General features: G+C 64.1%; 15 protein-coding genes and 1 pseudogene. 11 read left to right on the top strand and 5 right to left on the bottom strand.

The features are described 5' to 3' along the window. A pseudogene (locus tag J2Y48_RS03365) lies at nt 1–223 on the bottom strand (hypothetical protein); the annotation flags it as partial. Nucleotides 224–520: 297 nt separating this feature from the next. Here J2Y48_RS03365 and J2Y48_RS03360 point away from each other — a divergent pair. The 11 genes from J2Y48_RS03360 (at nt 521) to J2Y48_RS03310 (ending at nt 12,383) form a co-directional block, all read left to right on the top strand. Then, nucleotides 521–1,873, top strand: a complete 1,353-nt coding sequence (locus J2Y48_RS03360) for a nucleotide sugar dehydrogenase (RefSeq protein WP_310412654.1) — start codon at nt 521–523, stop codon at nt 1,871–1,873. Nucleotides 1,874–1,878: 5 nt separating this feature from the next. Next, nucleotides 1,879–2,850 (top strand): GDP-mannose 4,6-dehydratase, encoded by a 972-nt coding sequence (locus J2Y48_RS03355; protein ID WP_310412728.1) that lies wholly within the window; start codon nt 1,879–1,881, stop codon nt 2,848–2,850. 226 nt (nt 2,851–3,076) lie between these two features. Then, on the top strand, nt 3,077–3,694 hold the full coding sequence (locus tag J2Y48_RS03350; RefSeq protein WP_310412651.1) for an XRE family transcriptional regulator: 618 nt from the start codon (nt 3,077–3,079) through the stop codon (nt 3,692–3,694). Nucleotides 3,695–3,741: 47 nt separating this feature from the next. Further along, nucleotides 3,742–4,812 (top strand): extracellular solute-binding protein, encoded by a 1,071-nt coding sequence (locus J2Y48_RS03345; RefSeq protein ID WP_310412648.1) that lies wholly within the window; start codon nt 3,742–3,744, stop codon nt 4,810–4,812. A gap of 112 nt (nt 4,813–4,924) precedes the next feature. Then, the gene (locus tag J2Y48_RS03340) at nt 4,925–5,857 is read left to right on the top strand and encodes an ABC transporter permease (RefSeq protein WP_310412645.1); all 933 of its coding nucleotides are present in this window, start codon (nt 4,925–4,927) and stop codon (nt 5,855–5,857) included. A gap of 4 nt (nt 5,858–5,861) precedes the next feature. Further along, entirely contained in the window at nt 5,862–6,647 is a 786-nt protein-coding gene (locus tag J2Y48_RS03335; RefSeq protein WP_310412642.1) for an ABC transporter permease, read from the top strand. A 2-nt stretch (nt 6,648–6,649) separates the two neighbouring features. Further along, on the top strand, nt 6,650–7,765 hold the full coding sequence (locus tag J2Y48_RS03330; RefSeq protein WP_310412640.1) for an ABC transporter ATP-binding protein: 1,116 nt from the start codon (nt 6,650–6,652) through the stop codon (nt 7,763–7,765). A 15-nt stretch (nt 7,766–7,780) separates the two neighbouring features. Beyond that, nucleotides 7,781–9,166, top strand: coding sequence for an FAD-binding oxidoreductase (locus tag J2Y48_RS03325; protein WP_310412637.1), 1,386 nt, complete (start codon nt 7,781–7,783; stop codon nt 9,164–9,166). 28 nt (nt 9,167–9,194) lie between these two features. Next, entirely contained in the window at nt 9,195–9,551 is a 357-nt protein-coding gene (locus tag J2Y48_RS03320) for a cupin domain-containing protein (protein ID WP_310412634.1), read from the top strand. A gap of 40 nt (nt 9,552–9,591) precedes the next feature. Then, on the top strand, nt 9,592–11,586 hold the full coding sequence (locus tag J2Y48_RS03315) for an FAD-dependent oxidoreductase (protein WP_310412631.1): 1,995 nt from the start codon (nt 9,592–9,594) through the stop codon (nt 11,584–11,586). Nucleotides 11,587–11,936: 350 nt separating this feature from the next. Further along, complete coding sequence (locus tag J2Y48_RS03310) at nt 11,937–12,383, top strand: universal stress protein (RefSeq protein WP_310412628.1); 447 nt, start codon at nt 11,937–11,939, stop codon at nt 12,381–12,383. Nucleotides 12,384–12,513: 130 nt separating this feature from the next. On the opposite strand, the gene J2Y48_RS03305 is transcribed toward J2Y48_RS03310, so the two are convergent. From J2Y48_RS03305 to J2Y48_RS03290, 4 genes are all read right to left on the bottom strand, one after another. Then, nucleotides 12,514–12,837, bottom strand: a complete 324-nt coding sequence (locus J2Y48_RS03305) for a c-type cytochrome (protein WP_310412625.1) — start codon at nt 12,835–12,837, stop codon at nt 12,514–12,516. Between the two features lie 271 nt (nt 12,838–13,108). Beyond that, nucleotides 13,109–13,867 (bottom strand): SDR family oxidoreductase, encoded by a 759-nt coding sequence (locus J2Y48_RS03300; protein ID WP_310412622.1) that lies wholly within the window; start codon nt 13,865–13,867, stop codon nt 13,109–13,111. 19 nt (nt 13,868–13,886) lie between these two features. Then, a complete protein-coding gene (locus J2Y48_RS03295) occupies nt 13,887–14,693 on the bottom strand; it encodes an ABC transporter permease (protein ID WP_310412620.1) in 807 nt (268 codons plus the stop codon). Between the two features lie 9 nt (nt 14,694–14,702). Continuing rightward, nucleotides 14,703–15,554, bottom strand: coding sequence for an ABC transporter permease (locus tag J2Y48_RS03290; protein ID WP_405030145.1), 852 nt, complete (start codon nt 15,552–15,554; stop codon nt 14,703–14,705).

The raw sequence follows: 15,554 nt of genomic DNA, 5'->3' as shown, positions 1-15,554 counted from the left end.
TCTTGGCGTCGATGATGATGGCGCCGTAGACTTCCAGGTTGCTGATCACCGCGTTGTCCTGGGTGACCCGGTAGGTGCCGGTGAACTTGGTCATGTTCGAGCCGGCGGCAATACCGGTGTTCGAGGCATCCGGGAAGCCGGTGACCGTCGAGGCGGCAGCGGCGGCCGCGGCGGCTGACAGCCACACGATCGCAAACACACTCCGCAACAGATCGGCGCTCATCTTTTGCTCCATCGTGCAATAGCGCCTGCATTGGTGGTTGCGCGGTCTGATCCACGCACTTTGCCGCCTCGCCTGCAGCAGGCCGATCCTGAGAACGGCCCAGCCCTAGTTTAATGTCTTCGGGATCGGTCATCTTCCGCTTGGCGACCGCTTGGTGCCAGACTTTGGGAGGAAGGAACGCCGTCCGTATGTGGGCTTGGCGATGTCGCGCTGAATGCCATTGTGAGCGACTTACGCCAGATTGCCTACACTAACATCCGACATGCTGAATTATCGAGCGGTGAGGCGGATGCGAGGATGGGTGAGATTTCCGTGTCCTGCAGGGTTCTCATGTGGAAAGTAGCTGTCGTCGGAACTGGCTTCATCGGCTCGACCATCGCCTTCGTCCTCGCATCCAAAGGATGCCGCGTGGACGCCATCGACGTCAACGAACGGCTGATCGCAGCCTTCGAGCGCGGTGACTGTCCCATCAAGGAACCCGGCTTGGCCGACCTGCTGCGCGAACAGAAGGCGGCCGGGCGTTTGCGGTTCGGCAGCGATTTTTCACGGGTCGCCGACGCCGACGTCATCCTGGTCACTGTCGGAACCCCGCTGACTGAAGACTTCTCCCCCGACATCAGCCACATCCGTTCGGCTACCGATGCAATTGCTCCATATGTGCACGACGGGCAACTGGTGATGGTCAAGAGCACCGTCCCACCGGGAATAACCCGGACGGTCGTGGCCGAACGCCTGAAACGGTTTGCCGACGTTCACGTCGCTTTCAGTCCGGAACGGCTCGCCGAGGGCTCGGCAATACGGGAACTGAAAAGCCTTCCCATCGTCGTCGGTGGTCTCGACCCGCAAAGCAGCGCCGTGGCCGAGGCTTTCTGGCAGCAAACGCTTGGCGTCGACGTCATCGTCGTCAGTTCGCCAGAAGCCGCCGAGATGGTCAAATTGGCCGACAACCTCTGGATCGACCTCAACATCGCGCTCGCGCACGACCTTGCCAAGCTGTGCGACGCGCTGCCCTATGATCTGGACGTGCTCGAAGTGATTTCCGGCGCCAACAGCCTGAAAAAGGGCCAGCACTACGTCAACATCCTGACGCCATCGAACGGCGTCGGCGGCTACTGCCTGACCAAGGATCCATGGTTCGTGCACAGCCTTGGCGCGCGCCATGGCGCCGACCTGCTGACGCCGAAGACCTCGCGCACGATCAATGCGGGCATGCCGGCCTATTGTGCCTTGCAGATTGCGCAATGGGCGCGCCGCCACGACCGCGTGCTGTCCAATCTGCAACTGGCCGTCCTCGGCCTCGCGTTCAAGACCAACTCGGGCGATGTTCGCCTGACGCCGGTGAAGCCACTGCTGGATGCCTTGCGCTCCGAGGGATTCGGGACCGTCCGGGTCCACGATCCGATGGTTCTCAAGGAGGACGCCGATGGCTGGGGCGTGGAGCTCAATCCTTCCATCGACGACACGCTGCGCAACGCCGACGGCGTTATCTTCCTGGTCGCGCATGACGAGTTCAGGTCCCTGTCGCCTGCGCACATTGCGAAGCTCGCCGCCCCGGGCGCACTCGTCTTCGATGGCCGCAGGTACTTCGATCGGTCGGAAATCGCCGAGCTTCAGAACCTTGGCCTTGCCTACAAGGGAGTTGGACGTTGAACAGCGTGATGGTAACCGGCGCTGCCGGCATGATTGGCAGCCACCTGATTGACCGCCTGCTGCGGGACGGCCACATCGTCCACGGCCTCGACATCGTCCCGTTGGAGCGGGCGAACAATCTTCGCGAGGCGCGCGGCAACCCGAATTTTCACTACACGCACGGCGATATTCGCGACAAAGCGACGATCGAGCGCTATTTCCGCCCCGAAGCGAGCACCCTCTACCATCTCGCCTCCGTGGTCGGCGTACGGCACTATATGGAGGATCCGCTCAGCCTCATCGATATCGCCATCATCGGCACCCGGAACTTCATCGGCCTGTGTGAAAAACACAACGTCCGGATTCTCTTTACGAGCACCAGCGAAGTCTATGGCCGCAATCCCGCCGTTCCATGGAAGGAATCCGACGATCGTGTGCTGGGGGCGACCAGCGTCGACCGCTGGAGTTATTCGACGAGCAAGGCGCTGATCGAGCACATGCTGTTCGGCGTCTACCGCAAGAGCGGCATGCCGATGTCGATCGTCCGCTTCTTCAACGTCTACGGCCCGCGGCAAAATCCGATCTATGTGGTGTCCCAATCCATCTATCGGGCGCTGCGGAATGAGGCGCCGGAACTCTACGACGGCGGCCAGCAGACGCGTTGCTTCACCTATGTCGGCGACGTGATCGACGGTGTCGTGCGCGCCGCCACGAATCCCCGCGCGGTCGGCGAAATCTTCAACCTGGGCAATCCCACGGAAGTGGCAATCGGCGACGTCGTCAAGCTATGCGTCGAGCACAGCGCCACGGGGGTGACGCCCATCGCCGTCCGGAGCGAGCAGAAATACGGTGCCGTCTACGAGGACATCGAGCGCCGCGTCCCGGACGTGAGCAAGGCGCACGATCGCCTCGGTTGGCGAGCAACGACGAACGTCAGCGACGGCATTGCCCTGACAGTCAAATGGGCGCGGGAAAACCCCTGGTACCTGTCGCGATAGCAGCAAAGCCGGCGCCTGCGCACTCGGTACCGCCTGCTGGCGACCAACGGCAGGTGACCGCAGGCGCTCGGCCGGATCGTCCTTGAACCCGTCCGGCTCACGCGCGGCTTCCATGCTCCGGACGGCGGTCATTTTTCAGCCCAAGAACAAAAAATACGGAATCCGTGAATCTGCCGTTGCTAATCTATGCTCCACTTAATATGGTGTTAAGTGGGAGTGAGCGAGCATGAACGACATTGTAGCTGCAACGGCGAAGCAGGGTGCAATCGGCGAGAAAGTCAAGGCTTTCCGCACGGCCCGCCGCATGTCGCTGCGCACGCTGGGCGAGGTGACGGGGACGACCGCGAGCTTTCTCAGCCAGCTCGAACGCGGCCTGAGCGGCGTCAACATCAGCACGCTGATGCGGATCGCCGGCTCGCTCGGCATAAGTCTCACCGACCTTTTCGACGACGCGGCCCCGCCCGTCGGCCGTGTTCTGCGCAAGAACGAGCGTCCGGAGCTGCCGCCGGCCGAGGGCTATCGCAAGATGATGCTGACGCGGCGCCCGATCCGCGACCTCGAAGTCTATATCGGCGAGTTCGATCCCGGCGGCTCGACGGGCGAGAAGCCTTACAGCCATGGGGATTCGCATGAGCTGTTCTTGGTGATCCGGGGCGAGATCGAACTGACCCTCGGCGACGAACGCCACCTGCTGTCGGCGGGCGACAGCATCGAATATCCGAGCTCGGTTCCGCACAAGACCGTGAATATCGGCACGGAACCGGCCGAAGTCCTGTGGATGATCGCGCCGCCCACCAGCGTCGCGGACGACCTCGACCAATACCTGCCACGGCCCGGCTCGTAGCCGCAGCAGGAACAACGCAAGCGAGCGCTACTGGGAGTATCAAACAGATGAGAACATTTGCGAGGGCTTTGGCCCTGACGATGACGTGCGCCCTGGCGTTGCCGGCGTTCGCACAGGGCAAGCCGGTCGCCGGCGAGGTGAAGGAAGGCTCGCTCACGGGCAAGACGCTGACCCTCGTCTCCTATGGCGGCATCTATCAGGACGGCCAGGCGGCCGCGCTGCAGGAGTTCGTCGAGAAGTCCGGCGTGACGCTGCTCAATGACGGCCCGACGGAAATCGCCAAGCTGAAGGCGCAGGTCGATGCCGGCAACGTCACCTGGGACGTTGTCGATACCGCCGACCTGCCACCCTACGTCCATTGCGGCACGCTGTTCCAGAAGCTCGACTTCTCCAAGCTCGATGTCTCGAAGATCCCGCCCGGCCAGGTCGGCGAATGCTCCGTTCCTGCGATGAACTACGGCGTTGTTCTGATGTACAAGAACGAGACCTACAAGGACAATCCGCCGAAGAGCTGGCAGGACTTCTTCGACACTGAAAAGTTTCCGGGCATCCGCGCCATCGATGGCAGCGGCGATCCGACCGGCGGCCTGATCGAGCAGGCCTTCAAGGCAGCCGGCGGCGACCCGAAGGCGATGACCGCGGACGACATTGACAAGGGTATCCAGAAGCTTCGCGATCTCGGTCCCGACACGATCTACTGGAAGACCGGCGCGGAATCCCAGCAGCTCGCCGAGTCCGGTGAAGCCGACATGGTGATGATGTGGACCGGCCGCGCCATGACCGCCGTGAAGAACGGCGCCGACTATACCCCGGTCTGGCAGGACTGGCTGGTCGTCATGGATCAGATGACCATTCCGGTCGGCGTCAAGGACACGGATGCCGCCTATGCGCTGCTCAACGCCTATCTCGGCGCCCGCTCGCAGGAAATCCTGACCGAGAAGACCTCCTATACGCCGATCAACATGGACGCCAAGCCGAAGGTTGACGAGGTCACCACGGCGTTCCTCACCAGCACGCCCGAGCGCATCGCCCAGGGTTATCAGCAGAACATTCCGTTCTGGGTGAAGAACTTCGACCTCGCCGCCGAGAAGTGGTCCGCCCTTCTCTCCGGCAACTGAGCCTGTACCATCAGGACAGCCGCATCCGGCACTCCCTCCACCCGCCGGCATCAGGGCGGGTGACACGCTCCCTACCCCTCCCTTGCGGAGGGGTAGGGAGCGGGAAAACCGGATGCGACCGCCCGAAACACCGGAGACGACCTTGACCGCCACGTCCGACCAGGCCTTGCCGAACGGCCCTGCCGCCGGTTCCGATCGGCCCGACTTCCTTTCGCGATTTTGCCCCCGCGGCGCAGTGTGGCTTGCGGTACCGGCAGTGCTGGTGCTCCTCGCCGCCCTCGCCTACCCGCTGGCGATCGTCGTGTTCCGCAGCTTCACCGACCCGGCGCCCGGCATCGACAACTATGTCTGGTTCTTCCAGTCGGCCGTGAACCGGACCGTGCTGCAGCGGACCTTCGTGGTTGCCGCATGGGTGACACTCGTTTCCCTCATCTGCGCCTATCCTTATGCCTATGCCATGACCATCGTCGGCAAGAACATGCGGCTGGCGCTCATTCTCTGCGTGCTCGTGCCCTTCTGGCTGAGCGGCGTCGTGCGCACGCTCGCCTGGGTCATCCTCCTGCAGGATTCCGGCGTCATCAACTCGTTCCTGCGCGGCATCGGTCTCCCGCCGGTCAAGCTGATCCGGACGCTGCCCGGCGTCATCATCGGCATGACCCAGGTGCTGCTGCCGTTCATGATCCTGCCGATCTATTCGGTGATGAAGGGCATCGACACCCGCCTGTTGCAGGCCGCCCGCAGTCTTGGTGCAAAGCCGTGGCGCGCCTTCCTGCAGATCTACGTGCCGCTGTCGCTGCCCGGTGTCTATGCCGGTGCGATCATCGTCTTCATCCTGTCGCTCGGCTTCTACATCACCCCGGCCCTGCTCGGCGGCCCGCGCAGCACCATGCTGTCGACGCTGGTGCAGAACCAGGTCCTCAGCCTGCTCAACTGGGGACGCGGCGGCGCCATGGGCGTGGTGTTGCTGGTCGCGACCTTCGTGCTGCTGGCCATCGCCGCCCCGCTGATGCGCCAGAAGCACACCTCGACGCGCAGGGAGGCCTAACACGATGCCCTCCTTCCAACGCGTTCTCCTCGGCCTCTTCTGCCTGCTCGTCGCCGTGCTGTTGCTGGCGCCGACGCTGGTGGTGATCCCGATGTCGTTCAACGGCAACAAGTCGCTGGCCTTCCCGCCGGTCGGCTTCTCCTGGCAGTGGTACGACAACTTCTTCAACAATCCCGATTGGACGACGAGTTTCACCAACTCGCTGATGATCGCCCTCATCGTCGCGGTAGTGGCGACCGTAGTCGGCACGCTCGCCGCCTTCGGGGTCAGCCGGGCCGCTGCCCGCACCGGCGGCCTGCTCCGTGCCCTCTTGATCACGCCGATGGTCGTGCCGGGCGTGGTGCTGGCGATCGGCATCTATGCGGTCTATCTCGACACGCATCTGGTCGGCACGGTTACCGGCTTCGTGCTGGCGCATACGATGCTCGCGATCCCCTTCGTGCTGATCGCGGTGCAGGCGAGCCTCGAGGTCTTCGACCGCCGGCTGGAAACGGCCGCCGGTAGCCTCGGCGCCGGCCGGCTGACGGTGTTCCGCACCGTGACCCTGCCGCTGATCCTGCCGGGCGTCCTCTCCGGCGCGCTCTTCGCCTTCATCACCTCGTTCGACGAGATCATCGTCGCGCTGTTCATCACCAGCCCCTATCTGAAAACCCTGCCGGTGCAGATCTATTCGTCGATCACCCGCGACGCCGACCCGACGGTTGCCGCCGTCGGCACGCTGCTGTTTTTGGCGACGTCGCTCATCATCATTGCCGGCCTGCTCTTCGGCATGCGCCGCGGAAGGACATGACCATGAATGCACCTCACCGTTCCGCCGGTGCCGCGATCGAGATCCGCAAGGCCTCGAAGCGCTATGGCGCCTTCACTGCCCTCAAAGACATCGATCTGCACATCCGTCCCGGCGAATTCATGACGCTGCTCGGCCCCTCCGGCTCCGGCAAGACGACGACGCTGAACCTGATCGCCGGCTTCACCGACATCAGCTCCGGCGCGCTCGAGATCGGCGGCAAGAGCGTCACCGGCCTGCCCTCGCACAAGCGCAACATCGGCGTCGTCTTCCAGCACTACGCGCTGTTCCCGCACATGACGGTCGGCAAGAACGTCGCCTATCCGCTGACGCTGCGCGGCATCAGCGGCGAGGACCGTGAGAAAAGGGTCAAGCGGGCGCTGGACATGGTGAAGATGGCCGACTTCTCCCATCGCTACCCGAATGAGCTGTCGGGCGGCCAGCAGCAGCGTGTCGCACTCGCCCGCGCGCTCGTCTTCGATCCGCCGCTGCTGTTGATGGATGAGCCGCTCGGCGCCCTCGACAAGAAGCTCCGCGAATGGCTGCAGCTGGAAATCAAGCGCATCCACCGCGAACTTGGCACCACCTTCGTCTACGTGACCCATGACCAGGAAGAGGCGCTGGTACTGTCCGACCGGATCGCCGTCTTCAATGGCGGCCGCATCGAGCAGATCGGCACCGGCCGCGAACTCTACGACAATCCGGCGACGCTGTTCGTCGGCCGCTTCATCGGCGAGTCCACGGTGCTGCGCGGGGCGGCCGAGGTCTCCGGCAACGAGACGGTGATGACCATTGGCGACCAGAAGGTTATCGCCCATGGACGCCTTGCCGGCGATGCCCGGCCGGTCATTCTGCTGCGGCCGGAGCGCGTGGCGTTGAAGCGTCCCGGCACCGATGCCGTCACCGACGAAAACCGCCTTTCCGGTACAGTCACGGAGGCGATCTATCTCGGCTCCGGCTCGAAATACGAGGTGCGGCTGAAGGACGGCACGACCGCCGTCGTGCGCAGCCCCCTCGGTGCTGCCGATTTCGCCATCGGCGATGCCGTGGACGTCGCCTTTACCCCTGCCGATCTCATCCTCCTTCCCGACGACGCCAGCGCCGACGTGACGCTGACCTGAACCGAAAGCACTCCCATGGACGTCAAGACCAACGGCAATATTTCCTTCTGGTATGCCGATATCGGCGGCATTCCGCAAAAGCGCCCAGGCCTGCCCGGCGACCGCGACGCCGATGTCTGCATCATCGGCGCCGGCTACACCGGCCTGTGGACGGCCTACTACCTGAAAAAGGCCGATCCTTCCCTCAATATCGTCGTGGTTGAGCGCGAGTTTGCCGGCTTCGGGGCATCCGGTCGCAATGGCGGCTGGCTGTCCGGCGGCTTCGGCTGGTCGCGGGAAAAATACCTCAAGACCTCCAGCCGCGGCGCGGTCATCGACATGCAGCGCGCCATGGCCGGCACCGTGGACGAGGTGATCCGCGTCACCGAGGCCGAAGGCATCGATGCCGATGTCCTGCGTGCCGACAACATCACCGTTGCCACCAACGCGCCGCAGCTCGAACGCGCTCGCGCGGAATACAAGTTCTATCGCGAGTGGCAGATGCCGGATGAACGGATCGAGTTGCTCTCGGCCGAAGCGGCGGCAAAGCGCATCCGCATTGCCAACGTCCAGGGCGCCTTCGTGATCCGCGACATGGCGCGCGTGCAGCCGGCCAAGCTGGTGCGCGGCCTCGCCAAGGTGGTCGAGAGCCTCGGCGTCTCGATCTTCGAGGGCACATCGGTCACAAACTTCGAGAAGGGCCGCGTCGTCACCGATCGCGGCACGGTGCGCGCGCCTGTGATCATCCGCGCTACGGAAGGTTTTTCTGCCGGCCTGCCCGGCCATGAGCGGACATGGCTGCCGCTCAACAGCGCCCAGATCGTCACCGAGCCGGTGCCGGATTCCCTATGGAAGGAGATCGGCTGGGAAGGCCATGAATTGCTGGGCGATGCGGCGCACGCCTATTGCTACGCTCAGCGCACCCGCGAGGGCCGCATCACCATGGGCGGGCGCGGCGTGCCCTATCGCTTCGGCTCGAAGACCGACGTCAACGGCCAGACCCAGCAGGCGACCATCGACGCACTGCATGCCATCCTGACCCGTCTCCTGCCACAGACGAAGACGCTCAAGATCGATCACGCCTGGTGCGGCGTGCTCGGCGTGCCGCGCGACTGGTGCACGACCGCCGGCTTCGACCGCGCCACCGGCATCGGCTGGGCCGGCGGCTATGTCGGCCTCGGCGTCTCCAGCTCCAACCTGGCTGGCCGCACGCTCGCCGACCTCGTCCTCAACCGCAACACGGAGCTGGCCGGCCTGCCCTGGGTCAACCGCACGGTGCGCAAGTGGGAGCCGGAACCGTTCCGCTGGCTCGGCGTGCACTCCATGTACCAGCTCTATCGCATCGCCGACGAACGCGAGTTCGCCGGCCTGCCCCAGACCTCGAAGCTCGCGGCACTCGCCGACAGCATTACCGGCCACTGAGCCAAACCTTGAATGACAGGATATTCCAATGATCAGTTTTGAGAATTTCGGCGACCTCCTCGGCTTGAACCTCGGCGCCGCCGCGCCGAAGCCGACCGCGATTGCCGGCGATCCGCAGGAGGCAGCCGTCGCCTTGTGGACGAGCCCGGACGGTAAGATGGAAACCGGCGTCTGGGAATGCACGCCCGGGCGCTTCACGGCCGACCGCAGCCAGCAATCAGAGATCTGCCACATCCTCACCGGCCGGGTGACGCTGCACAATGGCGACGGCACCAGCCGCGACATCGGCGCCGGCGAAATGTTCGTCCTGCCGCTCGGCTGGCGTGGCGAATGGACGATCCACGAACAGACCCGCAAGATCTACACGATGATCGCTGGCGTCTGACGACGCCTGGCATCGAAGCACCATAACCGGAGGTCCACCAATGACAGACGACGTATCGTCCGGCAATGCGACGGCGCGTGCGTCGTCTGCCTTTCCGCACCTGTTCCAGCCCTTGAAAATCCGCGGGGTGGAACTGAAGAACCGGATCATGTCCACCGGCCACGATACGACGTTGCCGACCGATGGGCTCGTTAACGACGCGCTCCTTGCCTACCACGCCGCCCGTGCCAGGGGCGGCGTCGGGCTGATCGTCAGCCAGGTGGCGGGCGTGCACGAGACGGCGCGCTACACCTCCCACATGCTGATGGCGACCGACGACGACTGCATCGACGGATACCGCCGTCTTGCCGAAGTCTGTCACGCCGAGGGTTGTGTCCTGTTCTCGCAGCTCTTTCACCCCGGCCGCGAGATCATGGAGGGCGGCGACGGCCTGCTGACGGTCGCCTATGCCCCATCCGTGTCGCCGAACGAGCGCTTCCGCGTGATGCCGCGCCAGCTCGACAAGCCAATGATCGACGAGATTGTCGCCGGCTATGCTGCAGCAGCGCGGCGAATGCATGCCGCCGGTGTCGATGGCGTGGAGTTTGTGGCAAGCCACGGCTACCTGCCGGCGCAATTCTTCAATCCGCGCGTCAACCGCCGCACCGATGACTACGGCGGCTCGCTGGAAAACCGACTACGCTTCGCCAGGGAGGCACTGACGGCCATGCGCGCGGAGACCTCGGAGGATTTCGTCATCGGTATGCGCATCAGCAGCAGCGAGCGTGACGAGCAGGGGCTGGCCGATGACGAGGCGCAGGAAATCTGTCGCCGACTGGAGCCGTTGCTGGACTATGTGAACATCACCGCCGGCACTTCGGCCTCGCTCGGCGGCGCCGTTCATATCGTGCCGCCCATGGCCTACCGCGCGGCCTATCTTTCCGGCGATGCGGCGCGGTTTCGCCAGACGCTCGGCATCCCTGTCTTCGTGGCCGGACGCATCAACCAGCCGCAGGAGGCCGAAGCGGTGATCGCCAGCGGCGCCGCCGACGTCTGCGGCATGACGCGGGCGATGATCTGCGACCCGGACATGCCGGGCAAGGCGCTGGAAGGCCGGACGGACGACATCCGCGCTTGCATCGCTTGCAACCAGGCCTGCATCGGCCATTTCCATCGCGGCGTGCCGATCTCCTGCATCCAGCATCCGGAAACCGGCCGCGAACTGAAGTTCGGCACGATCACGCCGGCGGCCAGGCCGAAATCGGTCATGGTCGTCGGCGGCGGGCCGGCGGGCTTGAAGGCGGCGGCCATCGCCGCGGCGCGCGGCCACAAGGTGACGCTGTATGAGGCGGCCAACCAGCTCGGCGGGCAGGCGCTGCTCGCGCAGCAGCTTCCGCGGCGCGCCGAGTTCGGCGGTATCGTTACCAACCTCGCCCATGAGGTCGAGCTTGCCAATGTCCGCATACACCGGGGCATGCGCGTCGATCGGGCGCTGGTGGAGGCGGAACGGCCCGATGCGGTCATCATCGCCACCGGCGCGCGACCCTATCGTCCCGACCTTCCGCTCGACGACAGCATCCAGGTGGTCGATGCCTGGCAGGTGCTGCGCAAGGAGGTGAAGACCGGCGGCCGTGTCGTCGTCGTCGACTGGCGTTGCGACTGGATCGGCCCCGGCATCGCCGAGTCGCTGACCAATGAGGGTTGCAGCGTCGATCTCGCCGTCAACGGAACGCACGCCGCCGAACTCCTGCCGCTCTATGTTCGCGACAACATCGCCGCCGAACTCCATCGCATCGGTGTCCGCGTCACGCCCTATGCCCGCCTCTATGGCTGCGACGGTGGCACGGTCTATATGCAGCATACGGCGAGCGAGCAGCCGATCCTCTTCGAGGACGTGGAGACGCTGGTGCTCTGTCTCGGTCACGAACCGGTCGACGAACTGGGCGACATGCTCCGCGATCTGGTCGCGGAGGTGCATGTTATCGGCGATAGTCTGGCCCCCCGCACGGCAGAGGAGGCAGTTTACGAGGGCCTGAAGGTCGCCTCCCTTCTTTGATCGGCCGCGCACCGTAGCGCAAGGTCCGTCGACGGGGTGGGTCGGCGCTTGCCACCGATAACATCTCGCTCGACACGCTGGTGCTGGGCATCGTGGCGGTTCAAAACCTGGAGCAGTTGAGCCGCGACTGGCGGCTCGTGATCTGGCGAGCCGCAACATTTCCGGGCCGCACCGCATGGTCGATGACCTGCGGCGGATAGCGGTGGTTTTATAGCGAGCGGTGAGCGCTATATTGCGCTCCACTTATCTTCCAACCGTTAGGCCGTTGATACGCCGCAACGCCTTGAATGCGCTTGTTTTCGGATGAGTGTCGTGCAGAATGGCATACGAAATTCTGCCGGGGAGGGAAAATGTACAAACACATTCTGATCGCCACCGATGGCTCCGACCTTGCTCGCAAGGGCCTTGAACACGGTCTCTCGCTTGCCAAAGCGCTCAAGGCGAAGGTCACGGTTCTGACCGTATCCGAACCCCTGCGCCCGGAAATGGCAAGCGCAGCGCTTCTGGGCGGCATGGAAGATCCTGTCACCCGCTATGACCGCCAGATCGACGCAATAATGAAGGAGCGATTTGCCTTCATCGAGGGTCGCGCGTCCGAGCACGGCGTCACGGTAGAGCTGACGCATGAAATCGACACTTCTCCCGCCGAAGCCATTGTCAGGTTCGCCAAGCTCAAAGGTTGTGATCTCATAGTGATGTCCTCGCACGGCCGGCGCGGTGTGCAGAAGATCTTGCTTGGAAGTCAGACATCCGAAGTGCTGGTGGACACGACGATTCCCGTTCTGGTCATCCGGTAGGCGGTTTCCAGCATCAGCATGCCAAGCTCGCGCGATCGCTGGCGACTCCGATCGCCAGTTTATCGATTTAGGTGGCGATAGATCCGAAGGTCGAAACCCCGGCACCTGCGGGTCCAGTGCCCGCTCGTGGCTAGGGCTGTTTCGCCTTGATGTACGCAACGAGATCTTTGATCTCGGAACGTGTGAGCGACAAGTTGGGCATTCTGGAGTGAGGCGGTGCGGCCAGGAATGCGGCAAGGCTGGCCTCGTCAAACTTATCGGATTTGCCGATCTGAGCGAATGTCGGGACGGTATCGGAACCCTGAAGTTGCCCGGGTGCAGCGACATGACACCCGCTGCACCAGCGTTCGGCGATGCTGCGGCCACGGGCTTGATCGGCAGTGACGCCTTCGCCGGTCATCGTCAGGGCGAGGGTTGCGGCAGTGGCGATTTGCAGGCCCCGGATTCGGTACATTGACGACCCTCTCCAAACTTTCACCGCGGTCCCAACGGCTGACCATCGGTTACGCTATGGTTACAAAGCGTACGTTTCAAATCTTATCCGCATGTTGTGCTTAAGCAATAAATTCGGCGATGGATCCGCCAGCCATCTCGACGTCTCGATGCGACGTGATCAAGAGGCGCCAGTGCTTCGGGATCGGTTTCGACAGTCGCACATCATAAGCACCCGTCCGAAAGGGCAGGGGCGGAAACTCGAAAAGGGGTGAGTCCATCCTGGCCGGAGCCTAGAGGCTTTCCGCCCCGTCGATCACCAGCGCATGGCCGGTCATGAAGGCGGACTTGTCCGAGGCGAGGTAGAGGATCGCCTCGCCAATCTCCTCGGCGGAGCCGAAACGTCCCATCGGTATGGCATCGCGGACATAATCCTCGAGCGCGGCGCGCCCGCCCATCTGGACTTCGAAACCCGCATTGAACACTGTGTCGACGAAGCCCGGGCAGAGCGCATTGCAGCGCACATTATGACGGGCGTAGTCGGCCGCGATCTGGCGCACCATGGCGATGACCGCGTGCTTCGTCGTGCAATAGGCTATCATCTCGCGATCGTACTGCACGCCGGAATTCGACGAGGTGACGATGATCGAACCTTGCCGACGCGGTGCCATCACCTGCATTGCGGCCTTGGCGGCGACAAAATGCGCCCGGACGTTGAGCCGCCAAGAAAGGTCCATCTGGCCGGCATCGACCTGGTCCAGCCGGCCCGGCACCTGGACGCCGGCATGGGAATGGAGCACGTCGAGCCGGCCGTGCCGCTTGGCAGCGGCAAGGATCGCCCCTTCCAGCGCGGCATCGTCGAGAACGTCGAGGCCGAAGCCCTCGCCCTGGCCGCCGGCCGCGGAGATCTCGGCGGCCACCGCCGCCGCCCGATCGGCGGCGAGGTCGGTCACGATCACATGGGCGCCCTCGCGCGCCATCGCGAGCGCCCCCGCGCGGCCGATGCCCGAGCCTCCCGCCGTCACCAGCGCGACACGATCTTTCAATTCCATTCTTGAAAACTCCTGGGTCTCAGTGGCTGCGCCGACGCATGACCACCTGCGCGGTAATCAGGCTGAGCAACGAGGCGGCCAGAACGAGTGTGCCGATGACATTGATTTCCGGCGTCACGCCGCGCCGGATCGAGGAAAACACGTAGATCGGCAGGGTGGTTTCGGATCCGGCGACGAAGAAGGCGATGATGAAGTCATCGAAGCTGAAGGTGAAGGCGAGCAGGAAGCCGGCCAGTACCGCCGGAGCAATCTGCGGCAGGGTGATCTGAACGAAGCTGCGCATCGGCGGCGCGCCCAGATCGGCGGAGGCTTCCAACAGCGACCGGTCCATGCCCTGCAGCCGGGCGCGCACGATGATGATGACCAGCGCCATGGTAAAGAGGCCGTGCGCGGCGATCAGCGAGCCTTTGCCGAGACCGAGCTGTATTGGATTTTCCGGGCCGAACAGCGAGGCGAGTAGCGGATTGAGTGTGTCGAATACCGTCACCAGCGCGATCAGGGTGGCAATGCCGATGACGATCCCCGGCACCATCACCGCGACATAGACCAGCGCATCGTAGAGAAGGCGCAGCCGGCCGCGCACGCCCTGCAGGGCGACGGCGGCAAGCGTGCCGAACAGGGTGGCGAGCAGCGCCGAGGTGACGGCGACGGTGAAGCTGGTCTTGACGGCGTTGACGACGAAGGGATTGGCGAGCGTCTTGCCGTACCATTGCAGGGAGAAGCCGCTGAACTGCGCGGCATGCCGCCCCGCATTGAAGGAGAAGAGCGCGATCACCCCGATCGGAATGTAGAGGAACAGATAGACGGCGAGAGCATAGAGGCGCATCGGCGTTCCTTACATCAATGCCACGTCGTCGCGCCCGCCCGACAGCCGGCGCAGGCTGCGCAGATAAAGCGACACCGTGACGAGCATCACCAGCACCAGCGTCGCTGCCATCGCAGCCCCGAAGGGCCAGTTGCGCGACTGCAGGAACAGGTCGACCAGCGCATTGCCGACGAAGAAGACCTTGCCGCCGCCGAGAAGCTGCGGGATGAGAAATTCCCCCATCAACAGGATGAAGACCAGCATGGAGCCGGTCGCCACGCCGGCCAGCGACAGGGGCAGCGTGACCTGGAGAAAGGTGCGCCAGGGCGGGCTGCCGAGGTCGCTCGAGGCTTCCAGCAGGCGCCGATCGAGCTTTTCCAGCGCCACATAGATCGGAAACACCATCAGCGGCAGATAGCCGTAGACGATACCGACCATGACCGCGAAGGGCGTGTTGATGAAGCGGGGCCGGTCGAAGCCGAGCTCACCGATGAGCCGCGGCAGGCCGTTGCCGCCGAGGATCTGAATCCAAGCATAGGAGCGGATCAGGATCGAGGTCCAGAACGGCACGATCACCAGGATCAAGAGCGCGGTGCGCCAGCGCGGATGGGCCTTCTGCGCCAGGAAATAGGCGAGCGGATAGGCGATCAGCAGGCACAGAACCGTGCCAAGCGGGGCAAGCGTCAGGGTATTCCTGAACGCCGCCCAGCGGGCGCCGAGATTGGCGTAGTTGTCGAAGGTGAAGGCCGGGACGTAACCGCCCGCGGCCCCTCTTTCACCGAAGCTGAAGACGACGACCACCACAAGCGGCAGCACCAGCATGGCGAGGAGCCACGCTGTGGCCGGAGCCAAAAACAGGGTGGTGCGCAGGGATGGTCGCAC

This window comes from Mycoplana sp. BE70 (assembly GCF_031455855.1).
Classification (GTDB): domain Bacteria; phylum Pseudomonadota; class Alphaproteobacteria; order Rhizobiales; family Rhizobiaceae; genus Mycoplana.
Note: the sequence above shows the minus strand (reverse complement) of the source record. Positions and strands in the feature narration are given on the sequence as shown.